The sequence below is a fragment of the Aeromonas sp. Prich7-2 genome, from assembly GCF_017939255.1.
GTDB classification, from domain to species: domain Bacteria; phylum Pseudomonadota; class Gammaproteobacteria; order Enterobacterales; family Aeromonadaceae; genus Aeromonas; species Aeromonas caviae.
In genome coordinates, this window is record NZ_JAGKRI010000019.1 from 39,561 (window position 1) to 58,526 (window position 18,966).

The 18,966-nt window shown below is 63.2% G+C and carries 14 protein-coding genes, 3 tRNA genes and 1 pseudogene; 4 read left to right on the forward strand and 14 right to left on the reverse strand.

Annotated elements, in window-relative coordinates; all coding sequences use genetic code 11:
* Positions 1-33: 33 nt before the first annotated feature.
* The 14 genes from J9892_RS04920 to J9892_RS04985 all read right to left on the reverse strand — a co-directional run bounded on the left by J9892_RS04920 (position 34) and on the right by J9892_RS04985 (position 14,523).
* Positions 34-1,710, reverse strand: a complete 1,677-nt coding sequence (locus J9892_RS04920; protein ID WP_161470432.1) for a 6-pyruvoyl-tetrahydropterin synthase-related protein — start codon at positions 1,708-1,710, stop codon at positions 34-36.
* 72 nt (positions 1,711-1,782) lie between these two features.
* Positions 1,783-3,045 (reverse strand): hypothetical protein, encoded by a 1,263-nt coding sequence (locus tag J9892_RS04925; RefSeq protein ID WP_161470444.1) that lies wholly within the window; start codon positions 3,043-3,045, stop codon positions 1,783-1,785.
* A 106-nt stretch (positions 3,046-3,151) separates the two neighbouring features.
* Positions 3,152-3,712: a hypothetical protein gene (locus tag J9892_RS04930; RefSeq protein ID WP_161470433.1), complete on the reverse strand. Its 561-nt coding sequence runs from the start codon at positions 3,710-3,712 to the stop codon at positions 3,152-3,154.
* A 31-nt stretch (positions 3,713-3,743) separates the two neighbouring features.
* A complete protein-coding gene (locus tag J9892_RS04935; RefSeq protein ID WP_161470434.1) occupies positions 3,744-5,168 on the reverse strand; it encodes an NAD(P)/FAD-dependent oxidoreductase in 1,425 nt (474 codons plus the stop codon).
* Between the two features lie 75 nt (positions 5,169-5,243).
* Positions 5,244-6,083, reverse strand: coding sequence for an FTR1 family protein (locus tag J9892_RS04940; RefSeq protein ID WP_043155619.1), 840 nt, complete (start codon positions 6,081-6,083; stop codon positions 5,244-5,246).
* On the reverse strand, positions 6,083-9,043 hold the full coding sequence (locus tag J9892_RS04945; RefSeq protein ID WP_043155620.1) for a hypothetical protein: 2,961 nt from the start codon (positions 9,041-9,043) through the stop codon (positions 6,083-6,085). Before J9892_RS04945 ends, J9892_RS04940 begins: the two co-directional genes overlap by 1 nt.
* Before the next feature lie 4 nt (positions 9,044-9,047).
* The gene (locus tag J9892_RS04950; protein ID WP_043155621.1) at positions 9,048-9,497 is read right to left on the reverse strand and encodes a hypothetical protein; all 450 of its coding nucleotides are present in this window, start codon (positions 9,495-9,497) and stop codon (positions 9,048-9,050) included.
* A 118-nt stretch (positions 9,498-9,615) separates the two neighbouring features.
* Positions 9,616-10,101, reverse strand: coding sequence for a YqhA family protein (locus J9892_RS04955; protein WP_042075281.1), 486 nt, complete (start codon positions 10,099-10,101; stop codon positions 9,616-9,618).
* Positions 10,102-10,183: 82 nt separating this feature from the next.
* The gene (locus tag J9892_RS04960) at positions 10,184-10,933 is read right to left on the reverse strand and encodes a peptidase (RefSeq protein ID WP_227656664.1); all 750 of its coding nucleotides are present in this window, start codon (positions 10,931-10,933) and stop codon (positions 10,184-10,186) included.
* Complete coding sequence (locus J9892_RS04965; protein ID WP_043155628.1) at positions 10,917-11,717, reverse strand: transglutaminase family protein; 801 nt, start codon at positions 11,715-11,717, stop codon at positions 10,917-10,919. Before J9892_RS04965 ends, J9892_RS04960 begins: the two co-directional genes overlap by 17 nt.
* Complete coding sequence (locus tag J9892_RS04970; RefSeq protein WP_043155630.1) at positions 11,714-12,640, reverse strand: alpha-E domain-containing protein; 927 nt, start codon at positions 12,638-12,640, stop codon at positions 11,714-11,716. Before J9892_RS04970 ends, J9892_RS04965 begins: the two co-directional genes overlap by 4 nt.
* A complete protein-coding gene (locus J9892_RS04975) occupies positions 12,634-14,070 on the reverse strand; it encodes a circularly permuted type 2 ATP-grasp protein (protein WP_042075286.1) in 1,437 nt (478 codons plus the stop codon). The genes J9892_RS04970 and J9892_RS04975 overlap by 7 nt, the downstream gene beginning before the upstream one ends.
* A gap of 299 nt (positions 14,071-14,369) precedes the next feature.
* Positions 14,370-14,445, reverse strand: a tRNA-Asn gene (locus tag J9892_RS04980).
* A 2-nt stretch (positions 14,446-14,447) separates the two neighbouring features.
* Positions 14,448-14,523 (reverse strand) — tRNA-Asn (locus J9892_RS04985).
* A gap of 457 nt (positions 14,524-14,980) precedes the next feature.
* On the opposite strand from J9892_RS04985, the gene dauA reads away from it, so the two are divergent.
* The 4 genes and pseudogenes from dauA to J9892_RS05005 all read left to right on the forward strand — a co-directional run.
* Positions 14,981-16,717 carry a C4-dicarboxylic acid transporter DauA gene (gene dauA, locus J9892_RS04990; protein WP_161470438.1) on the forward strand — a complete coding sequence of 579 codons (1,737 nt, stop codon included), beginning with the start codon at positions 14,981-14,983 and terminating at the stop codon, positions 16,715-16,717.
* Positions 16,718-16,986: 269 nt separating this feature from the next.
* Positions 16,987-17,074: transfer RNA gene (locus tag J9892_RS04995), tRNA-Ser, on the forward strand.
* 83 nt (positions 17,075-17,157) lie between these two features.
* Complete coding sequence (locus J9892_RS05000; RefSeq protein WP_223954969.1) at positions 17,158-18,366, forward strand: site-specific integrase; 1,209 nt, start codon at positions 17,158-17,160, stop codon at positions 18,364-18,366.
* A 75-nt stretch (positions 18,367-18,441) separates the two neighbouring features.
* Positions 18,442-18,966: pseudogene (locus J9892_RS05005) on the forward strand (transposase); the annotation flags it as partial.

Genomic DNA, 18,966 nt, shown 5'->3' on the forward strand with positions numbered 1-18,966 from the left:
CTGGGCCGGGTTAAGAGGCAGGTGTTGAGTCTATCAGTTTTGGCGGGCGCGATCAGGTGCATCCTGCCCGATGCCCTTTTGTCTGGTGTGGCGCCAGAGCAGCCAGAGCCAGGCAAGCCATCCGAGCAGGGAGAGGGCATTGCCGGTGCGCTCCGGCCAGCGTGCCGCCAGGGTCAGGGTGAGGCTGTGGTGGCCTGCCGGAACCCAGAGTTGCATCAACCCCTGGCGATTGGCGCTCACCGTCAGCGTCAGGTGTCCGTCGAGGCGGGCCTCCCAGCCGGGGTAATGGTATTGGTGCAGGACCAGCCGGGTCGGTACCCGGGTCTTGACCTCCAGCGCCAGGGCGCGGGGTTGCCAGCGGGTCAGGCTCCAGCTCGCGCCTGGCGGTTCGGCGCTGACAGGCGGCTGGAACTCCTCCTTCCAGGCGAGCAGGGTCGGGGCGAACATGCCTCCCGGTACCTGCCTTGGTCTGTATTCCCGGGCACTGCGCTTGCTGTCGAACTCGAATGCCATGGCCTCTCGTTCGGGGGCCTGGGTCAGGGGGGCGTGACGCACATAGGCCAGGGTGGAGAGGAGGGTCAGCAGAAATACTCCCCACCAGAGCCCCTGCCAGAGACGATGGGGCTGGGTGCCGAGCGCCACCACAGCGACCGTGGCAAGGGCGAGCACCAGGTTGAGCCGCCAGGGAAACTGCACCCGCTGCAAGGGGGGAAGCAGGCTCCAGAGAGGCTGGCTCGGGGGCAGCATCATCAGGAAGGCGACGACGCCGATCGCCCCCCAGCACAGCAGCTCGGGGTGGCGCGGCTCCCGGGCGGCGGCCCAGGCGATGAGCAGCAGGACCAGGGTCAGCATGCTCTGCCACGCCAGGTGACCGCGAAAACGCCAGTCCTCCCAGGCGCTGGGCAGGCGGTCGAGAAAGTTGCGCCTGTAGTCGAACATGCCGCCGCGCATCAGCTCCATGGAGATGGCCCCCTGATCCGCCAGGGCGGGCAGCAGCAGGGCGGCTGCCATGCAAAGCCCCACGCCCTGGGCGCCGAGGGCTTGCCAGCAGGGCGTCAGAGTGCGGGTGCGTCTGGCGAACCAGAAGGCGCGCAAGGTGACCAGCCCCATCATGAGCAAGAGGCTGGGGAGGTGGGAGAAGGCCAGCAGCGCCAGCCCCAGGATCAGCAGGGGCAACCCCTGAGGTCGTCCGCGGTGGGCGAGATCCTGCCCCAGCAGGATAAGGGGAGCCCAGGCGAAGGCCCAGAACTCCGCCAGGGCGAAGCGGGCATAGAGATCCATGGCGACATGATAGGGCAGCGCCAGATAGAGCAGGCTGGCGGCCAGGGCCCGGCCAGGGGGCGTGGTGGCACGCAGCCACAGATAGGCAAACACCCCGGAGAGCAGCAGGGCCAGGGTGGCGCTGCCAAGTAAAGGGTAGATGGCCTGCTGGGGGTGGGCACCGGGCCCGGCAAAGAGGGCGCTGACGTAGTAGGGGAGCGGGGGATAGAAGAAGAAGGTGGGGCTGCCGAAGCCGCCGTTCATGGCCATCAGCCAGCGGGGATAGAGCTCCCCCTGCCAGAGCTGGCGGGCAAAGTAGTGGCCGGATAGCAGGTGGTGGAACAGATCGTGTCCCTGGCTGCCCCCCTGCCACCAGAGCGGCAGCATCAGCAGGGCGCAGGCCAGCGCCAGGATCAGGGGCACCAGTGCCCACTCCTTGCCTCCCTTCATTCATCCTCTCCCTGCCAGGCCCATGCGCAGTGAGTGTAGACGAGTCGTGCGATGCCCTCGCAAGTGCCCGGTTCAGCGGGGCAGGGCGAGCCAGAGGCCGGGTTCGGCGTGAAAGCGGGGGGAAAACCAGAGGGTGTCATAAGGGCCTGGTAGCGCCTCTGCCCCCAGGGGGCGGCGGCTGAGGCGGCAGGCCCCCTGGGTGAGCGCAAGGGCGGCATCCCCCCGGTACCAGCCGTCGGTGACGGGCAGGGTTGTGGTTTCCCTAAGCAGCCTCACTCCCCACTGGGTCACCAGCCCCGGGCACGTTTGTTCGGCCAGTCTGGCGGCCCGGGTCATGGCTGGTGCCACCGGTGGGGTGAGGGTGCTGAGCAGCAGCAACAGGGCTCCCAGCATGGCTGGCAGCTCGCCCCGGCGCGGCAGCCAGCCTGCCAGCAGCACGAGGCCGAGCAGGGTGATGGGCGCGAGATGGCGGGGATTGTCCGGATTCTGGCCAACCAGGGTCCAGAGCAGCAGAACGAGCCAGTAGAGCGTCCAGAGCACGGAGGGGGTCGCATTGTGATCTTTTGACCGTTGCCAGAGTGGCAGTATCAGCAAGGCTCCCATCAACAGGGGCCAGAGCGGGGTGAGCTGATCGTTGAAGGTATTCGCCCAGCTCAGCAGCCGATCCCCGTGGGCCGCCGCCGTGTTGCCCCAGAGGGTGAAGTGGCCGTCGGTAAAGCGCCGCCCCTCGGCAAAATAGGCCCAGCCGTCGGCCTGCCAGACAAACAGCAGGCAGGCTAGCCCCACCAGCGCGATGGGGAGCACAAACCTGACGCGGTTGCCCTGCTGCGCCATCCCCAGCCAAAGGGGCAGCAGAGCCAGCACGAAGTAGGAGGGGCGTAGCGCCAGCATAAGGCCGAGCAGCAGACCTGCCAGGGCCGCTTTGCGATGCAGCAAGGCCAGCAGCGCGGCCAGCCAGGCGGCGAGCGCAGGCCCGTCGGACAGGCCGGAGAGCGCCAGGGTCGGGGTGAGCGGCAGGGCCAGCACCAGCAGCCAGACCGGCGCCAGCAGGCTTGGCCGCTGCCACAATCTGACCGCGAGGGAGGCGGCGAGCGGCGCCAGCAAACTGCTCCCCAAGAGGCTGGCCCACTGCACCGCCCGGGCCGGTTCGTCCACCGCCAGATTGATCAGCCGCGCCAGCCAGATAAAGGCGGGGTAGCCCGGAAAGTGGGGGGAGAACTCCAGCACGCTGAAGCGCACCACCCCGTGGGCAAAGTTGAGGGCATCGTCGGAATCGAGTGCTACCGGGAAGGTCAGCAGCCAGCCAAGCCAGGCCAGTTGCAGCAGGGCAAGCAAGTAGAGTCGATTGGCGAAGCGTAATCGGCCGTGGCGACGCCCCCCTTCTCCCCGTGCGGGAGAAGGGTTGGGGATGAGGGGGGCCGTCGTCATCGATGAGAGGTCATCAAAGCGACGCCAGCACGGCCATCAGCGCTTTTTCGGCCTCGGTGAAGGCAGCGGCATCGGCAGGTTTGGCACCCACCCCGAACACTCCCGGGTTGCCGATGGCGTCCAGTACCTTGGCCAGCGCCTGTTCGGCGGCCTTGCGATCCCCTTCGTCGAGGGAGGGGAGGATCAAATCGAGGAAGCGCTTGCTCTTGACCACCAGCACCTTGGCGGTCTGGTAGTCGCCAAGGTTCTGGCTGGCCCCCTCGAGGCGGCGCTCGATCTCCGCCTTGTAGGCCCGGTTGAGCAGGGCGGCGGTGGTTGCTGCGTCTTTGGCCTTGATGGCGGCGGCCAGCGGTGTTTGCAGCTCCACCTGGTGGTGCTCTTCCAGATAGGTCAGCTCCTCGGCAATCTCGCTCAAGGTGGCGCTGGCATCCTTGCCGTCAGTGGCGGCCCCCAGCAGCGCCTCGCGGGCATCGATCAGCGGCTCCTTGCCGGCGGCGGCGTAGGAGTAAGCCTGCGCCTGCCCGCTCAGGGTCAGCAGCAGGGTGAGGGCGAGTAAACCCGGGCGGATGGTCATCCTGTTCTCCTTACTTATGCCAATGGCGCGGTCAGGCCACGCTCTGGGTTTCGATCACGGTGTTTTCGTTGCGATGATTGAAGATGGCGTGGCGTCTGTCCACCCCGTCGATCACCATGTCGGCGGCCATCATCCCCATCTCCATGGCGGTGTCGGTGAAGATGTAGCGGAATGTCCCCTGACGGCCAGTCATGATGAGGTTGCCTATCGGCATCAGCGCCTTGATGGCTTCGTTGCGGCGGGCCTGATAGCCCAGATCCATCAGCGGATAGGCGTACTCGCTGCGGGCTTCGAAGGTCTCATCGCCAAGTTTCTGGGTGTCGACGCCGAGGCTTGCGAGATCGGCGGTGACCCGGCCGCGCAGATCAGAGAGCGGTGCCTGCCAGGTGGCATCCCCCGGATTGCAGGGGATCTCCAGCATCACCGAGGTCTGGCCTTGGGGCGCCATAAAGGGGCTGCGGCGGCGGGGCTCCTGCAGACGGGTCGCCAGAATATGGGGGTCGGAGAGGTACTGCCAGGTGTTGTCCGACAGGTTCTCCTGTTTGAGGGGCATATTGACGAAGCGAAGCGACCGGTAGTGCAGATCGCACGGCAAGCCCAGATGCTGGCAGGTGAGCGGCAGCGGCAGGGTGGAGATCACCTGATCAAATCGCTCGCTCTGCTCCACATTATCATGTGACCAATAAACCCGTTCGATGTGGCCATCGGTCTGCTCAAGGCGGGTGATGGTGGCGCCGGTCTTGAGCTCTACCCCCTCTGCCACCAGCCGTTCGCCGAGCGTGGTGAAGATCTGGCCGAAGCCGTACTTGGGATAGCGGTATTTGCGGGCATAGGTGCGCACCGACATGCTGCCGTTGCGCCTTGGCAGCAGGCGGCGCGCCACGTCTTTGAGATCGATCAGGCTGATGCGCTGGCCAGCCCAGTCGGCGGAGAGCTGGTCCGGGTTGATGCCCCACAACTTGCCGGTGTAGCCCTCGAAGAACTGGCGGTAGAGGGTGCGACCAAAGTGGCTCTGGATCCACTCGGCAAAGCTCGCCTTGGCAAAATCGGTGGGCTTCTTGGCAAAGGGCAACAGCAGCAGATCCTTCACCGCACCGGCCATCAGGGCCAGCGGCGCCGTCTTGAGCAGGTTGGGCAGGTTCAAAGGGTAGTCATAGGTGCGCCCGCCAAAGCGGATGACGCTCTTTCGCTCGGCGTGGAGCAGGTCGTCCCCCATCAGCTCGTCGATAAAGGCGAGCAGCTCGGGGTTCTTGGTGATGAAGCGGTGGCCGCCGTAGTCGAAGCGATACTCGCCGTCGCGCCCCTTGAAGGTCTGGGTGGCGCACATGCCGCCGACGACCGGCTCCTGCTCGAACAGGGTGACCGCAAAACCGGCCTGGCGCAGGCGCCAGGCGGCCATCAGACCGGCAGGGCCGGCGCCCAGCACCGCAATGTGCTTCTTGTTGTTGTCGTTCATGAGTGTTCCGAAACGGCGTGATAGCTGGGGGAGCCCGCCTGTGCGCGGCTCCCGAACAGAGTGTGATCCCCGGGCTCAGCCCCTGGTCGGGGCGGCGCTCCCTTGGGGGCGATAGCTGCGATGCCAGAGGGTGACAAAGATGATGAGGTAGCTTGCCCAGGTCAGCAACTGCAGGCCCGCCGGTGAGGCGTTGTAGCCAAACAGGGCGCGCAGGAAGGTGCCGAATACCCCCTTATCGTCGAGGATGTGGCTGATGTTGAAGACAGGCGTGGTCCAGAAAGTGATGACGTCCGCTGCCTGCAACATGTTGACGGCGGACGAGAGCAAGCCTGCTGCGATGATGATGATGAGCAGGCCGGTCCAGCGGAAGAAGGGGGCCAGCGCCACCTTGCGGGTGGATCGCAGCAGCCCCCACACCAGCACCACAGAGACCAGCAGCCCCGCCAGCGCCCCCATCAGCCCCTGGTGCAGATCCACCCCTTGCCCGGAGTAAACCAGGGCCGAGAAGAACAGCACGGTTTCAAAGCCTTCGCGCATCACCGCCAGAAAGGCGAGCAGCACCAGACCAAACAGGTTGCCACCGTCGATGGCGGCATCGATGCGCGCCGTCATGGCCCCCACCTGGGATTTGGCCTGTTTTTGCATCCAGATAGCCATATAGGTGAGCACCAGGGTGGCAAAAATCAGGATCCCCGCCATCAGCAAATGGTTGTAGCGCTCGCTCTCGAACTGGCTCACCACCACCTGGAACAGGAAGGCGATGACAAGGGAGGCGACAAGACCCAGCCCCACCCCCAGATAGATGAACTTGTTGTAGCGGCTTGCCCCCAGCTTGGCGAGGTAGGAGAGGCTGATGCCGACCAGCAGGAAGGCTTCCAGCCCCTCGCGCAGGGTAATGAGAAAACTTGCGAACATCAGGATTGAGGCTCCGTATCGGGCGTGAGGGGGAGGGGCTGCAGGGTGAGTTGCAGCCGATTGAGTTGCACTATGGGTGGCTCCGGCAAGCTCGGCTCGGCGGCGCGCACCGCATCATTGACCCACTTGGGGTAGGTGCGGAAATTGAGTCTGATATCGGCCTTGAAGGGCCCCTGGGCATCAGCGGGCAGCGGCCAGACTTCATCGCGCCAGCCATCGGCCGGGATGCGGGTGTCTTCAAGGAGCTTGGCGTAGCGCCAGAACTTGAGCCCCACCGGCTTGCCCTCGGCGTCGCCGAACACTTTTCTGAACAGTCGTGCATCTTCAGGGACGGCGCCATCCACCGGCTGGCCGCTTTCAAGCACCCGCTTGCCGCTGGCGTCGGTAACGGTCAGCTCCAGCCAGAGTTCACGGAAATCGGCGACCCCGGTGGGCAGGGCGTGGCCGGCGCCTGTATTGGCGACTCTCACTACCAGCGCGGGTTGGCCACTCTGGTTTTCAATGCGGGCCGAGAGGGTGGCGCTTGAACGCAGCAGCGCCAGGCTCTCCTGCTCGAGGGTTGCACTCCTCAGCCCCACCAGCTGGTGCTGGGCACCGGTAAAGTTGTGGCGATAGAGCCGCTCTTTCACGGTGCCGTTTTCGGTGGACTGGCCCGCCACCGGCGCGCCGCCATTGCCCGGCTCGGGGTTCATATGGCAGTCGATGCAGGTGCGCCGTTTGGCGGGATCTTCGGCTTTGGCGAAGCTGGATTTTTCCCACTCGTCCCAGGTGTTGACGATATTGGCGCCGGTGCCCGGGGCGAACTCGTTGTGGCACGATTTGCACAGGGCCGCGTCCCGGTAGAAATCCTTCTGGTAGGAGGCCTTGTGCATGGCGGGACGGGCGTTGATCTGCCGCTCCGCCAGCCAGTGCTGGAGGCTGCCTCCCGGGGCATCCTCGAACACATAGCTCTCGCGGTCTTTCAAATTGACCGTAAAGGCGCTGTTGCCGCCGGCATCCTCGAGCTTGGTGATGCGATGACAGAGCACGCAGCCTGTGCCTTCTTCCACCACGGGCTCGCCTTTCTGGTGGGCCGCAATGAGCGAAGCGCCGCCCTGCTCGAACATGTGGGAGCCCTTGGGCAGATCAGTCTGGCCGTTCATCACCTGCTGGGGCATGTGACAGCCCTGGCACCACTGGCCGAAGGCTTCGCCCTCGGTTTCGCGGGCCAGTGCCTGCACCACCTTGTAGTAGGGGTGGGAGTTGCCCATCAGCCGGTGGTTGCTCTCGCTCCAGTCCTTGAACGCCTGTTGGTGGCAGTTCTGGCAGGAGGCGGAGTTGAGCCACTCTTTCGGGTGGGTGGTCGGCGCCTTGGCAGGATCCCTGCGCGGGGCATCGAGCCGCAGCCAGTTGGCCAGATAGGGGAGGTTGCCGTCACTGGTCACGAAGGCGTGCAGATCCTCCATCATCGCCTGCACCTCGGGCTGGGGCCTCGCGGGGTCGACCGCTTCGGCCCCATCGCGGGTGTCATGACCCATGCCGCCCTGGGTCTGCTGGGTCATGCGCAGGTATTCGCCGATAAAGTCCCCCGCCACCATGTTGGCGAGGTTGGCGTGGCCGTTGATGGCGTTGTCACCGCTCTGCTGGCGATGGGCCGCCATCAGATAGCGGTTGGTGAAGTTGAACCCGTCCAGATGGCAGGAGTTGCAGCTCATCCAGTTGTCCCCCGCCATGGGGAAGCGACTGTTGGCGGCAGTATTACCCAGGTTGAACAATCGTTCACCGCGCTTGAGGGCTTTGGGGCGGGGATCGGTCTCTACCAGCTTGGCGAAGTGGGGCACATCGACGGTGACCCGGGCAAACGGGCCGCTGCCGCCGCTATTGAGACGGGTGAGATCCTGCCCCATGACGTTGTGGACCAGGATGTGGTCGCCATCGATCAGCAGATCGCGCGGATTCTGGCCCGGCAGGTGACGCAAGAGCTGGGTCGCCTTGGCGCCCCCCTGAAACTTCTTGCGGCGGTGGCGGTTGCTGTTCTGCTTGCCGCTGCGCGACAGGTCGAACACCAGCAAGTCTTCGGAACCCGCCAGGGTCAGGTAGACCCGCTTGCCATCGGCGGCGAAGCGCGCCGCGAACGGGTTGGAGACGATCTGGCTGCGGTTGCCGACACTGGGCAGGTTGATCTGCAAGAAGAGCTGTTTTCTTTCATCGACCCGCTCCTTCTCTTCATCGAGATCGATGATGGAGACCGCCGGGAAGACGGTGCTCTGAAACTGGAAGGGGTGGTCGAAGCTCCAGAGCACATGGGGCAGCCAGGCTTCGCTGCCATCGGGGGAGAGGGCGATGCCGTCCAGCAGGCGCGGCAAGCCCTGGGAGTCGCTCGGGGTATCGCTGTGGGTTTCCGCCAGGGTGATGAGCTTGGGCTTGGGGAGGGTAGCGCCCTTCTCAAGTTTGGCGAGATCATAGATGGCGAGCTGGCCTGTCATGGCGTGGGTGAGCAGCAGGCGATCGTCGTTGGTCAATGCCAGCCCGCGGGGAGTCTCGGCGGTTTTTGCATCCAGCTGGAGGTTGCCCGCCCTGTCATAAGCCTGAAGGCGCCCTCCCTCGAACAGCGTGACCCAGAACCACTGACGCTTGGGATCGAAGATAACGCCATAGGGTCTATGGCCGGTGGGGATCGCCTTGTCCAGGGTGAGATCATCCTCCAAGAGCAGCAGGCGATCGCCGCTGTAATCGGTGACCAGCAGGGTGCCGTCGTCTGCGCGGGCCAGCTGGCGCAGATCGCCTCCCAGCTGCACCTCCTTGAGCCGCTTGCCGCTATCACGCTCAAGCAGGGTGACGGAGCCGGCACTCTGGTTGGCGGTGACGAGGCGCGGGGCGCTCCCCTCGTCATAGGCAATCATGGCGGCGCCCATCTCCTGGGCCGAGGCGGTCCCCAGCAACAGGGCGGCGAACATCAGGGATAACAACAACTTCAACATAAGATCAGGTGCGCCATGTCAAGATGGTCCAGCGCCAGGCGTGGCGCAGCACCAGAGGAGTCAACGCGAGCGCGCTCAGCCAGTGGGCCCAGCTGGCAAGGTTGCCCATGCCATCGCCCGGGGTGCCGTGCAGCACCAACAGCAACCCGCTGGCGAGGCACACCAGCAGCAAGGCTTCGATGATGCGCCCCGTGGTGCGCAGGAAAGGCTTGCGGCTCTTGCGCAGCAGGTTGCGATGGGAGAGCCAGAAGGCGCCAAACAGCAAGGGGAACAGGGTGAGCGAGAGGGTGACGTGCAAGAACAGGTTCCAGCGTGCCAGGGACCAGACCGGGGTCAGGGGTTCCCACAGCAGCAGGCCGGAGAAGAACATCAGGTAGAGGGCGCCCTCGGCCGCCTGATGGTGGTAGGCCAGCCATTGCCAGCATTGTCGCGGTGAGAGGGAAAGACTCGTCATGGGTGCTCCAGCACCCGGGCGCTTCAACCCGGGGCGGGCAAGTTTACAATGGGGGAAGGGTAATGAAAAGAGTTATCAATTCGACCCTTGATGAATAGATCCTGAATGAAATGGGGCCCTATTTGTGATCCGCCAGCCGCTCGGTCACCGCATAGATAAGCGCCGCGGTGGAGAAGGCCAGAAACACGATGACCGACCACTTCATCTCAGTCTCGTTGCCGGTGCCGTCGTCGAGAAAGGCCTTGAGCACCTCGATGCCTGCGATGGTGACCAGGGAGTTGATGACGATGAGCTTGAGGGACGCGAAGTTGATCTTGCTGAGCCAGTTGTCGCCCAGGGCCGCCCGCTGCTCCGGGGTCTTGATGAACTGCACATAGCCGCAGATGGCCACCAGGATCAGCATCTGGGCCACCAGCACGAAGTCCACCAGGGTGAGTACCCCAGTGATGAGATCCAGGTAGTGGATGTCGATGATGTCGCGGCACAGCACATAGAGCTGCATGGCGAACTTCACCATCAGGAGGGCGACACAGATCAGGATGCAGACATAGAAGGGGAACATCATCAATCGGCTGCCGTTGAGCATGACGTTGAAGCGGCGCATGGGAAACTCCATCGAAAAGGAAGGCTGCCAGAATATCCGGAAAGAAAGGAGCGGGAAAGCGCCTGGGCGCTCCCCACCCGGCCTAGAGGGGAAAGGTGGGGAGGCCCCGAAACAGCTGCTGCAACCCCTCGCCCCAGGCCTTTCGCAGCGCCACGAAGTGGGGGTTCTGTTCGGTGATGCGGTGCAGGTGTGCCGCCGAGAAGCTTCCCTCGGCATAAACCAGGGCGTCCAGGGGCAAGCCCACCGACAGATTGCTGCGCAGGGTCGAGTCGATGGAGATGAGGGCGCACTGCAGGGCGGTCTGAAGCGGCGTCTCATGGTGGATGATGCGATCGAGGATGGGTTTGCCGTACTTGCTCTCACCAATCTGGAAGTAGGGGGTGTCGGCGCTCGCCTCGATGAAGTTGCCCTCCGGATAGATGTGGAAAAGGCGGTGGCGCTCCCCCCGGATCTGCCCCCCCAGCAGCATGTTGCAGCCGAAGTTGATATGGCCCTGCTGCTGACCCCCATCCCGGCTGATGACGGTGCGTATGGTCTGGCCGATGAGGGCGGCAGCCTCGTAGAGGCTGGGGAGGGCAAGGAGCTCCTGCCCCTCCGTCAGCAGGCTGATGACGCTCTGGGTGGTGGCCAGATTGCCCGCGCTTTGCAGCACCAGCACCCTGTCTTCCCCGGTGAAGAGGTGCAGCTTGCGGAAGGTGGCGATGTGATCCACCCCCGCATTGGTGCGCGAATCGGACGCAAACACCATGCCGTCTTGCAGGCACATGGCAACGCAATAGGTCATGGGCAGGCCCCCGCGGCCGAGATCCCGGCTCTCATTGCTGCTGTCCATCCAGGCGGGTCACCTGCGCCTGGCTCTGCAACTGTTCGCACCCGCCGCCATAGCGCACGCCGCGCACCGGACAGGCATCCAGATAATCCATGCCGACCGCGAGCTTGAGGTGCTCGCTGGTGGAGCTGGTGAGGTTGGTGACGTCGAAGGTGTGCCAGCGCGCTTCGATCCACACCTCGGCCCAGGCGTGCATCGCCACGTGGCTGTTGTCCTGGCTGTAGAGGTAACCGCTCACGTACCGGGCCGGCAGGCCGGCGTGGCGGCAGCAGGTCAGGAAGACATGGGTGTGGTCCTGACAGACGCCGCTGCCCGAGGCGAGGGCCTCGTCGGCGCTGAAGGTGGCGTCCGTGCTGCCGGGCTGATAGGGCATCAGCACCAGGATGCGTGCCATCAGGCTCTGCAAGTCGGCCAGGGTCGGCTCCTCTGGCAGGCAGGCCTTCGCGAGATCCTGCAGGGCCGGGGTCGGGCGGGTGAGGGCGGTGGGCCTCAGGTAGCTCAGGGGGGAGATGAGAGAGCTCTCTTCATCCTCCGGGGCGTCGTCGCGGATCTCCACCTCCCCGTGGGCGCGGATCAGGATCCCCTCGTGGGGGGACTCCAGGCTCAGCACGTGCAGTATATTGCCGTAACCGTCCGTGGTGCAGGTGGCCTCCCCCGGCAGCTCCAGCTCCCAGGAGAGGATCTGCTGGCGGGCCGTGCTGTGGGGGGTCAGGCGCAGGTACTGGGTGCTGCGGCGCACCACGTCGGCATAGTGGTAGCGGGTCTGGTGATCGATGATGAGTCTCATAATACCTCCAGGTAGGCGGCGTGGATGCTCTGGCCGATGGCGCCGATGTCGCTGAGGAAATCCCTCAGGTACGCCTGCATGCCGAGGGCAAAGACATCGTCGATGGCGCCATAGGTCAGATGGGCGTTGAGTATGGTGGTGAGACGCCGGGGCGTCTGACCGGCGTTGCCCTCGATCTGGGCCAGGATGTGCTCCATCTCGTCGAGGCAGGCCCGCAGGGAGCGCGGCACTTCATTGCGCAGGAGCAGCAGCTCGGCGATGGAGGCATGGGAGAGCGTCTTGTAGAGGGTCTGGTGGGCCTCATAGGCTCCCACCGAGCGCAGCAGGGCGTTCCAGCGGTAGAACTCGCGCACGCTGTCCTCGTCCTCCCGGATCACCTGATACTTCACGGTCAGGATGCGCGCCGTGTTGTCGGCCCGCTCGATGAAGGTGCCAAGGCGCAGGAACCAGAGCACGTCACCGCGCATGATGGTGCCATAGGTGGCGCCGCGAAACTGGTGGGAGCGCTCCTTGATCCAGTCGAAGAACTCCTGTGCCTGACCGCTGGACAGCCCCGCCTGGCGCCGCCGACGGATCTCTATCCAGGCGGCGTTGATGCTCTCCCACACCTCACCGGGGATCTTGCCCCGCACCGCGTGGGCGTTGTCCCTGGCCATGCGCAGACAGCTGAAGATGCTGCTCGGGTTCTCCTCGTCGAAGCAGAAGAATTGCAGCAGGTTCTCCATGTTCACCTGGCCGTAGCGGGCCAGGAAGGGCTCGTGGGTGCCACTGATGGTGAGAGGCGCCACCAGCTCGCTGTGATCGGCGTCGATGGAGGGCATCAGCGACATGGTCTGGGTGACGTCCAGCATGCGCGCCGTGTTCTCCGCCCGCTCCAGGTGGCGGGACATCCAGTAAAGTTCGCTTGCGGTGCGGCTCAGCATGGGCTGCCCTCCATGACCCAGGTGTCCTTGGTGCCACCGCCCTGGGAGGAGTTGACCACCAGGGAGCCTTCGGTGAGGGCGACCCGGGTCAGGCCGCCCGGTACTAGGCGCAGCTCCTGCCCCGTGAGCACGAAGGGGCGCAGGTCGATGTGGCGGGGGGCGATGCCGGCGTCGACGAAAGTCGGGCAGGTGGAGAGGGAGAGGGTCGGCTGTGCGATGTAGTTGTCCGGCCGAGCCTTGAGCAGCTCGCGAAAACGGGCCAGCTCCTCGCGACTGGCGCAGGGGCCTATAAGCATGCCGTAGCCGCCGGCGCCATGGACCTCCTTGACCACCAGCTCCTCCAGATTGGCCAGCACGTGGGAGAGGGCAGCCGGCTCGCGGCACTGCCAGGTGGGCACGTTGTTGAGAATGGGATCTTCCCCCAGATAGAAGCGGATCATCTCCGGCACATAGGGGTAGATGGACTTGTCATCCGCCACCCCGGTGCCGATGGCATTGGCCAGCACCACGCCGCCGGCGCGGTAGACAGAGAGCAGGCCCGGCACGCCGATGAGGGAGTCCGGGTTGAAGGCGAGGGGGTCCAGGAAGTCGTCGTCGATGCGGCGATAGATGACATCCACCCTTTTCAGCCCAGTGGTGGTGCGCATCAGCACCTGACCATCCTTGACCACCAGATCCGCGCTCTCCACCAGCTCCACCCCCATCTGCTGGGCGAGGAAGCTGTGCTCGAAGTAGGCGCTGTTGAAGCGTCCTGGAGTCATCACCACCACGCAGGGGTTGTCCACCGGGCTGCTCTCGCGCAGGGTCTGCAGCAACAGGGCCGGGTAGCGCTCCACCGGCGCGATGGGCTGGTTGTGAAACAGCTCCGGGAAGAGGCGCATCATCATCTTGCGGTTCTCCAGCATGTAGGAGACCCCGGAGGGGGTGCGCAGGTTGTCCTCCAGCACATAGTACTCACCGTCGTGGTTGCGGATGATGTCGACCCCGGTGATGTGGACATAGGTGTCCCGGTGCAGGTCGACCCCCTGCATGCAGGGCTGGTACTGGGCATTGGTGAGGATCTGGGCGGCCGGGATCACTCCCGCCTTCAGGATGCGCTGATCGTGATAGATGTCGTGCAAGAAGGCATTGAGGGCGGTGACGCGCTGGCGGATCCCCTTGTCCAGATGTTGCCACTCCCGGGCGGGAATGATGCGGGGAATGCTGTCGAACGGGATGAGGCGCTCGGCGCCGTCCCCATCCCCGTAGACGTTGAAGGTGATGCCGACCCGGCGAAACAGCAGATCGGCCTCCTCACGCTTGCGCTCTATGCTCTTCTCGTCGGTCTGGTGCAGCCACGACAGGTAGGCGTGGTAATGATCGCGAAACTGGTTGTTGGCGAGCAGCATCTCGTCGTAACAACCGGGTCCGGGGGGCTTGATGGGCAGCATAGGCAACTCCTTGTGACGTCCCTGATCTCAGGAGTTGCAAGGGGTGTGCCAGCCAATCGAGTCGCTGCCGAGGCCTGTATCATTAATTTTTTATAGAAAAATCATATGGATGACTCTTCTGTCATCAGTGGATGGCCGAGGGTGCACCAGAGTGGTACCCCATGGAGGGTATGCCTGCGCCATCTTGTGGCGGCAGGACCCGACGGCAAGGGACGAGCGCATCGGGAGGCGACCGCTCTTGCCCCGAGGTGGGGCAGGGGAAATGAAAAAGCCCAGCCATAAGGCTGGGCTTTGGAAGATGGCTCCCTCGACAGGACTTGAACCTGTGACATACGGATTAACAGTCCGCCGTTCTACCGACTGAACTACGAGGGAATTGGCTCCTCCTACTGGACTTGAACCAGTGACATACGGATTAACAGTCCGCCGTTCTACCGACTGAACTAAGGAGGAATTGCCTGTCTCGTCGAGACGGGGCGGATATTAATGGCCTGAGGGACGGGTGTCAACCCGATGGCTTGCGTAAAAAATGGCTTTTTGGCCTGTTTGTCCAAAACTTGGTCGCTGTGGACTATTTTCAGCACAATCAGCAGCTTGAGATGCCCTTGCGGGAACATGCACGCCTGTGCGTCCTCTCCTTCATCCAGAGGTGCAGGTCAGGGTTTTTCTTGGGAGAAACAGCACGGAGGGCGGCCGCAGTTGGCGGGAAACGGCGCGCAAATACAGGGGATAGGCGACAATATTGCGCGCTCATGTCCATTTCTTGATCCCGCCCATCGAATTATCGGGCCGGCTCGGGTATGGTTGCTCAGGATACCATCGCCGCGTCGACAGCTCTGCCGGCCCTTGATGATGATCGGGTGCCGGTTCACCCCGGCCTTTGTCTCCTTCTTCTGGTATTACCCTAGACATGCACAATCAAGCTTCCTTACAAGGCGTGAAGCTGGCTATCGCATTGCGCCAATCCTGCATCGACGAACCCTATGGCGTGGCGCGCTTCGGCCGCGACCTCATCGCCGGCATCACGGTCGGCATCATCGCCATCCCGCTGGCCATGGCGCTGGCCATCGCCAGCGGCGTGCCGCCCCAGCACGGCCTCTACACCGCCATCATCGCCGGCATCGTGATCGCCGTGACCGGGGGCTCCCGTTTCTCCATCTCGGGCCCTACCGCCGCCTTCGTGGTGATCCTCTATCCGGTGGCCCAGCAATTCGGGGTGGGGGGACTCTTGATGGCCACCCTGATCTCGGGCTGCTTCCTGGTGGCCATGGGGATGGCGCGGCTCGGGCGCCTCATCGAGTACATTCCGCCTTCGGTCACCCTGGGCTTCACCGGCGGTATCGCCATTGTGATCGCCACCCTGCAGATCAAGGACTTCTTCGGCCTGCAGGTGCCCGAGATGCCTGAGACCTACCTGGGCAAGGTGCAGGCGCTGGCCCATGCCCTGCCCAGCTGGCAGTGGGGTGACACGCTCGTCGGGGTGGCCACCCTGGTGGTGCTGCTGCTCTGGCCCAGATTGCGGCTGCCGGTGCCGGGCCACCTGCCCGCCGTGCTGGTGGGGGTGGGCCTGGGTTTTGGCCTGCATCAGTTCGGGGTGGACGTGGCCACCATAGGCAGCAAGTTCAGCTACACCCTGGCCGATGGCACCCAGGGGATGGGGATCCCCCCCATAGCGCCGACCCTGGTGATGCCCTGGGCCCTGCCGGGACCGGACGGGGCGCCGGTGGAGTGGAACCTGGCCGCCATCGAGCGGCTGCTGCCCGCCGCCTTCTCCATGGCCATGCTGGGTGCCATCGAATCCTTGCTCTGCGCCGTGGTGCTGGATGGCATGACGGGTCGCAAGCACAGCTCCAACGGCGAGCTGGTGGGGCAGGGGCTTGGCAACATTCTGGCCCCCTTCTTCGGCGGCATCACGGCGACGGCCGCCATCGCCCGTTCCGCCGCCAACGTGCGGGCCGGGGCCACCTCGCCCATCTCCGGCATCGTCCATGCCCTGGTGGTACTGGCCGCCATCCTGGTGCTGGCCCCCTGGCTCTCCTGGCTGCCGCTCTCCGCCATGGCGGCCCTGCTGCTGCTGGTGGCCTGGAACATGAGCGAGGCCCACAAGGTGGTGGATCTGGTGCGCCGTGCCCCCAGGTCCGACGTGCTGGTGCTGCTGGTCTGCCTGTCTCTCACGGTTATCTTCGACATGGTCATCGCCATCACCTTCGGGGTGATCCTGGCTTCGCTGCTGTTCATGCGGGAAATTGCCAAGATGACCAGGCTGCACAACCTGGCGGAGCACAAGCGCTATGCGAGCGAGGTGCCGGCCCAGACCCTGATCTACAAGATCAACGGGCCCCTGTTCTTTGCGGCGGCGGAGCGGGTCTTCGACGAGTTGCTGGCCCAGGTACGGGATCACAAGGTGCTGATCCTGCAGATGGAGGCGGTCTCCATCCTGGATGCTGGCGGTCTCACCGCCTTCCAGCAGTTCGCAAAACGCATGGCCAAGGCGGGGGTCCGTCTCAAGGTGGCTGAATTGCAATTCCAGCCCCTCAAGACCCTGGCCCGGGGCAAGGTGCGCCCGGTGGCGGGGGAGTTGGAGTTCTACGGTTCGCTGGAAGAGGCCATTCGAGGAGAACATTTGCACGAAGCGGTTGAAAATTGATGGAAAGGGATAGGAAACGGCAACTTTTTGGTCACTTGGTTCGCTAATTGAGCAATCAGTGGCAAAAGATAAAAAATTGGATTGACCGGCCCGCTCCTATCCCTTACATTACGCCCCGTTCCAGCGCAGCAGCGCAACGAACCCGTGTTGGCTGAACACGTTAAATCACAGACAGAACTTTGGTGGGGTGCCCGAGGGCTGCCCACGATGAAGTTGGCAAGAAGCACGCATCGCGTGTTACGAAAGCCACTTCAAAGAAGTGAAAATTTGGTGAGGTGTCCGAGTGGCTGAAGGAGCACGCCTGGAAAGTGTGTATACGGCAACGTATCGAGGGTTCGAATCCCTCCCTCACCGCCAAATATAACCAGTTGAATTTCAACGGGTTTTTTCATTTCTAGACTTACGTGATTTTTTTCCTGGATCAACTGGGTGGAACAATCATGTATCTGAGTAAAAATGCCTCCGGCACCTACTACACTCGTCTCCCGCTGCCTAAGTCATTACGTGACCGTGGCTTGCCCTTCGCTATCCGTACTTCCCTTTGCACCAAAGATCGTCAGCTCGCCGTAGACCGCAACCTGGCAGTGGCAGCTCGTACTCGCGCACTTATCGCGGCTACTCCTGCCGATACTGCCCCCCGCAGTTTCTATCGCTGGATCCGCGCCGATCTAGACGCGTTCAAAGCAGCGGGGTTCATCCCTCCTCAAACACCTTCCACACCTCGTGAACCTTCTGTTGATGCCCCAGCTTGCCCCAGCAGTGGGATCATGCTCACCCACGCATTGGCGAGATTCATCGAGACTAAAACCAGTGAGGGGATCCAGCATAGGTCGGTGGGCCAGCTCCAACTTCGGATCAACGCCTTCGTCACCTGGGCCAAAGGGGTTAAAGTCGATGAGGTGACGCCCGCGCTGGCACAGGAGTACCGCAACAGCTTGCTGCGCAAGACCAACCTCAGTTTCAAAACCAAAGGAGATTACCTCGCCGCCCTGAAACAGTTCTTCCGTTGGTGCGTGGCGCTGGACTATTGCAGCCGTAACCCTTTTGATGGGTTGACGGCAGGCAAGAAGCCGCACAAACGGGCGGATGAGGAGCGAGTGCGCTGGCATCGCCCTCAACTGGCTCAGCTGTTTGCCAGCCTGCGCAGCAAACAATCCCAGAAAGGCAAAAAATTGAGAGTTCAAGACTGGTGGGTGCCCCTGCTGTGCCTGTATGCCGGGCTGCGACCCTCCGAGGCTTGCCAGCTCAAAACTCAGAACATCAAACAGGTTGAGGGGATTTGGTGTCTGATGGTCGATGCGGGAGAGGTGGATCAACAGCTCAAGAGTGCCAATGCGTACCGTACCGTGCCGCTACATAGTGCGTTGATCGGACATCAATTCCTGGACTATGTGGAGAGTCGTCGCGGTCAGGGGCAGGTATTTTTGTTCGACGACAAACCATCAGGCAAAGACGACGACTGGGCGCATAACATCACCTGTCGCTTCCAACGCCACTTCAATGATGCTGGCATCGTAGGTCAGGGCCGTCCCACGCTTTACGGGCTGCGGCATAGCTACATCGATGAGTTACAGCAGGCGGACGTTGCTGAGCATATTGTGGCTGAGTTGGCGGGACATAGTAAAACAGGGATTAGATTGGCCCCTTGAAGATCCAGACACTTCGCCCCTCTTAACTTAAGAGGTAGTCTTGGAGCTATGTTCAGTACTAGTCACAACGAGAAGATGGTCGAAGTGTTAACAGGGGCCGAGCGCCGTCGACGCCGGACTCCACAAGAAAAGATCGCCATCGTGCAGCAGACCTTTGAGCCCGGGATGACCGTCTCTCATGTTGCTCGCTTGCACGACGTCAACGCAAACCAGCTTTTCAAATGGCGTAAGCAATTCCAAGAAGGGTCTCTCACGGCGATCACCGCCGGTGAGGATGTTGTTCCTGCTTCCGAGTTGGCTGCTGCCATCAAGCAGATCCGAGAGCTTCAGCGTCTGCTCGGGAAGAAGACCATGGAGAACGAGATCCTCAAAGAAGCCGTGGAGTATGGTCGAGCAAAAAAATGGATTGCGCATGCGCCCTTGTTGCCGGGGGACGACGATTAAGTGCTGTGAACCAGGCTCTTAATGTATCGCGTGCGCAGCTATCCGTTCGTGTTCATCGAAAACCGGGTTGGCAAGATGGTCGTCATCATCGCCAGCGTGATGATGCAGCCTTACTTGGCCGTATCATGGAGGCGATGGCAGAGCTTCCCTCCTATG

Coding starts and splice junctions, on each gene's coding strand:
- J9892_RS04965 (WP_043155628.1), bottom strand. CDS start 11,717: ATGAGACTCATCATCGATCACCAGACCCGCTACCACTATGCCGACGTG.
- J9892_RS04955 (WP_042075281.1), bottom strand. CDS start 10,101: ATGCGCCGCTTCAACGTCATGCTCAACGGCAGCCGATTGATGATGTTC.
- dauA (WP_161470438.1), top strand. CDS start 14,981: ATGCACAATCAAGCTTCCTTACAAGGCGTGAAGCTGGCTATCGCATTG.
- J9892_RS04920 (WP_161470432.1), bottom strand. CDS start 1,710: ATGAAGGGAGGCAAGGAGTGGGCACTGGTGCCCCTGATCCTGGCGCTG.
- J9892_RS05000 (WP_223954969.1), top strand. CDS start 17,158: ATGTATCTGAGTAAAAATGCCTCCGGCACCTACTACACTCGTCTCCCG.
- J9892_RS04945 (WP_043155620.1), bottom strand. CDS start 9,043: ATGTTGAAGTTGTTGTTATCCCTGATGTTCGCCGCCCTGTTGCTGGGG.
- J9892_RS04935 (WP_161470434.1), bottom strand. CDS start 5,168: ATGAACGACAACAACAAGAAGCACATTGCGGTGCTGGGCGCCGGCCCT.
- J9892_RS04960 (WP_227656664.1), bottom strand. CDS start 10,933: ATGGACAGCAGCAATGAGAGCCGGGATCTCGGCCGCGGGGGCCTGCCC.
- J9892_RS04950 (WP_043155621.1), bottom strand. CDS start 9,497: ATGACGAGTCTTTCCCTCTCACCGCGACAATGCTGGCAATGGCTGGCC.
- J9892_RS04970 (WP_043155630.1), bottom strand. CDS start 12,640: ATGCTGAGCCGCACCGCAAGCGAACTTTACTGGATGTCCCGCCACCTG.
- J9892_RS04930 (WP_161470433.1), bottom strand. CDS start 3,712: ATGACCATCCGCCCGGGTTTACTCGCCCTCACCCTGCTGCTGACCCTG.
- J9892_RS04940 (WP_043155619.1), bottom strand. CDS start 6,083: ATGTTCGCAAGTTTTCTCATTACCCTGCGCGAGGGGCTGGAAGCCTTC.
- J9892_RS04975 (WP_042075286.1), bottom strand. CDS start 14,070: ATGCTGCCCATCAAGCCCCCCGGACCCGGTTGTTACGACGAGATGCTG.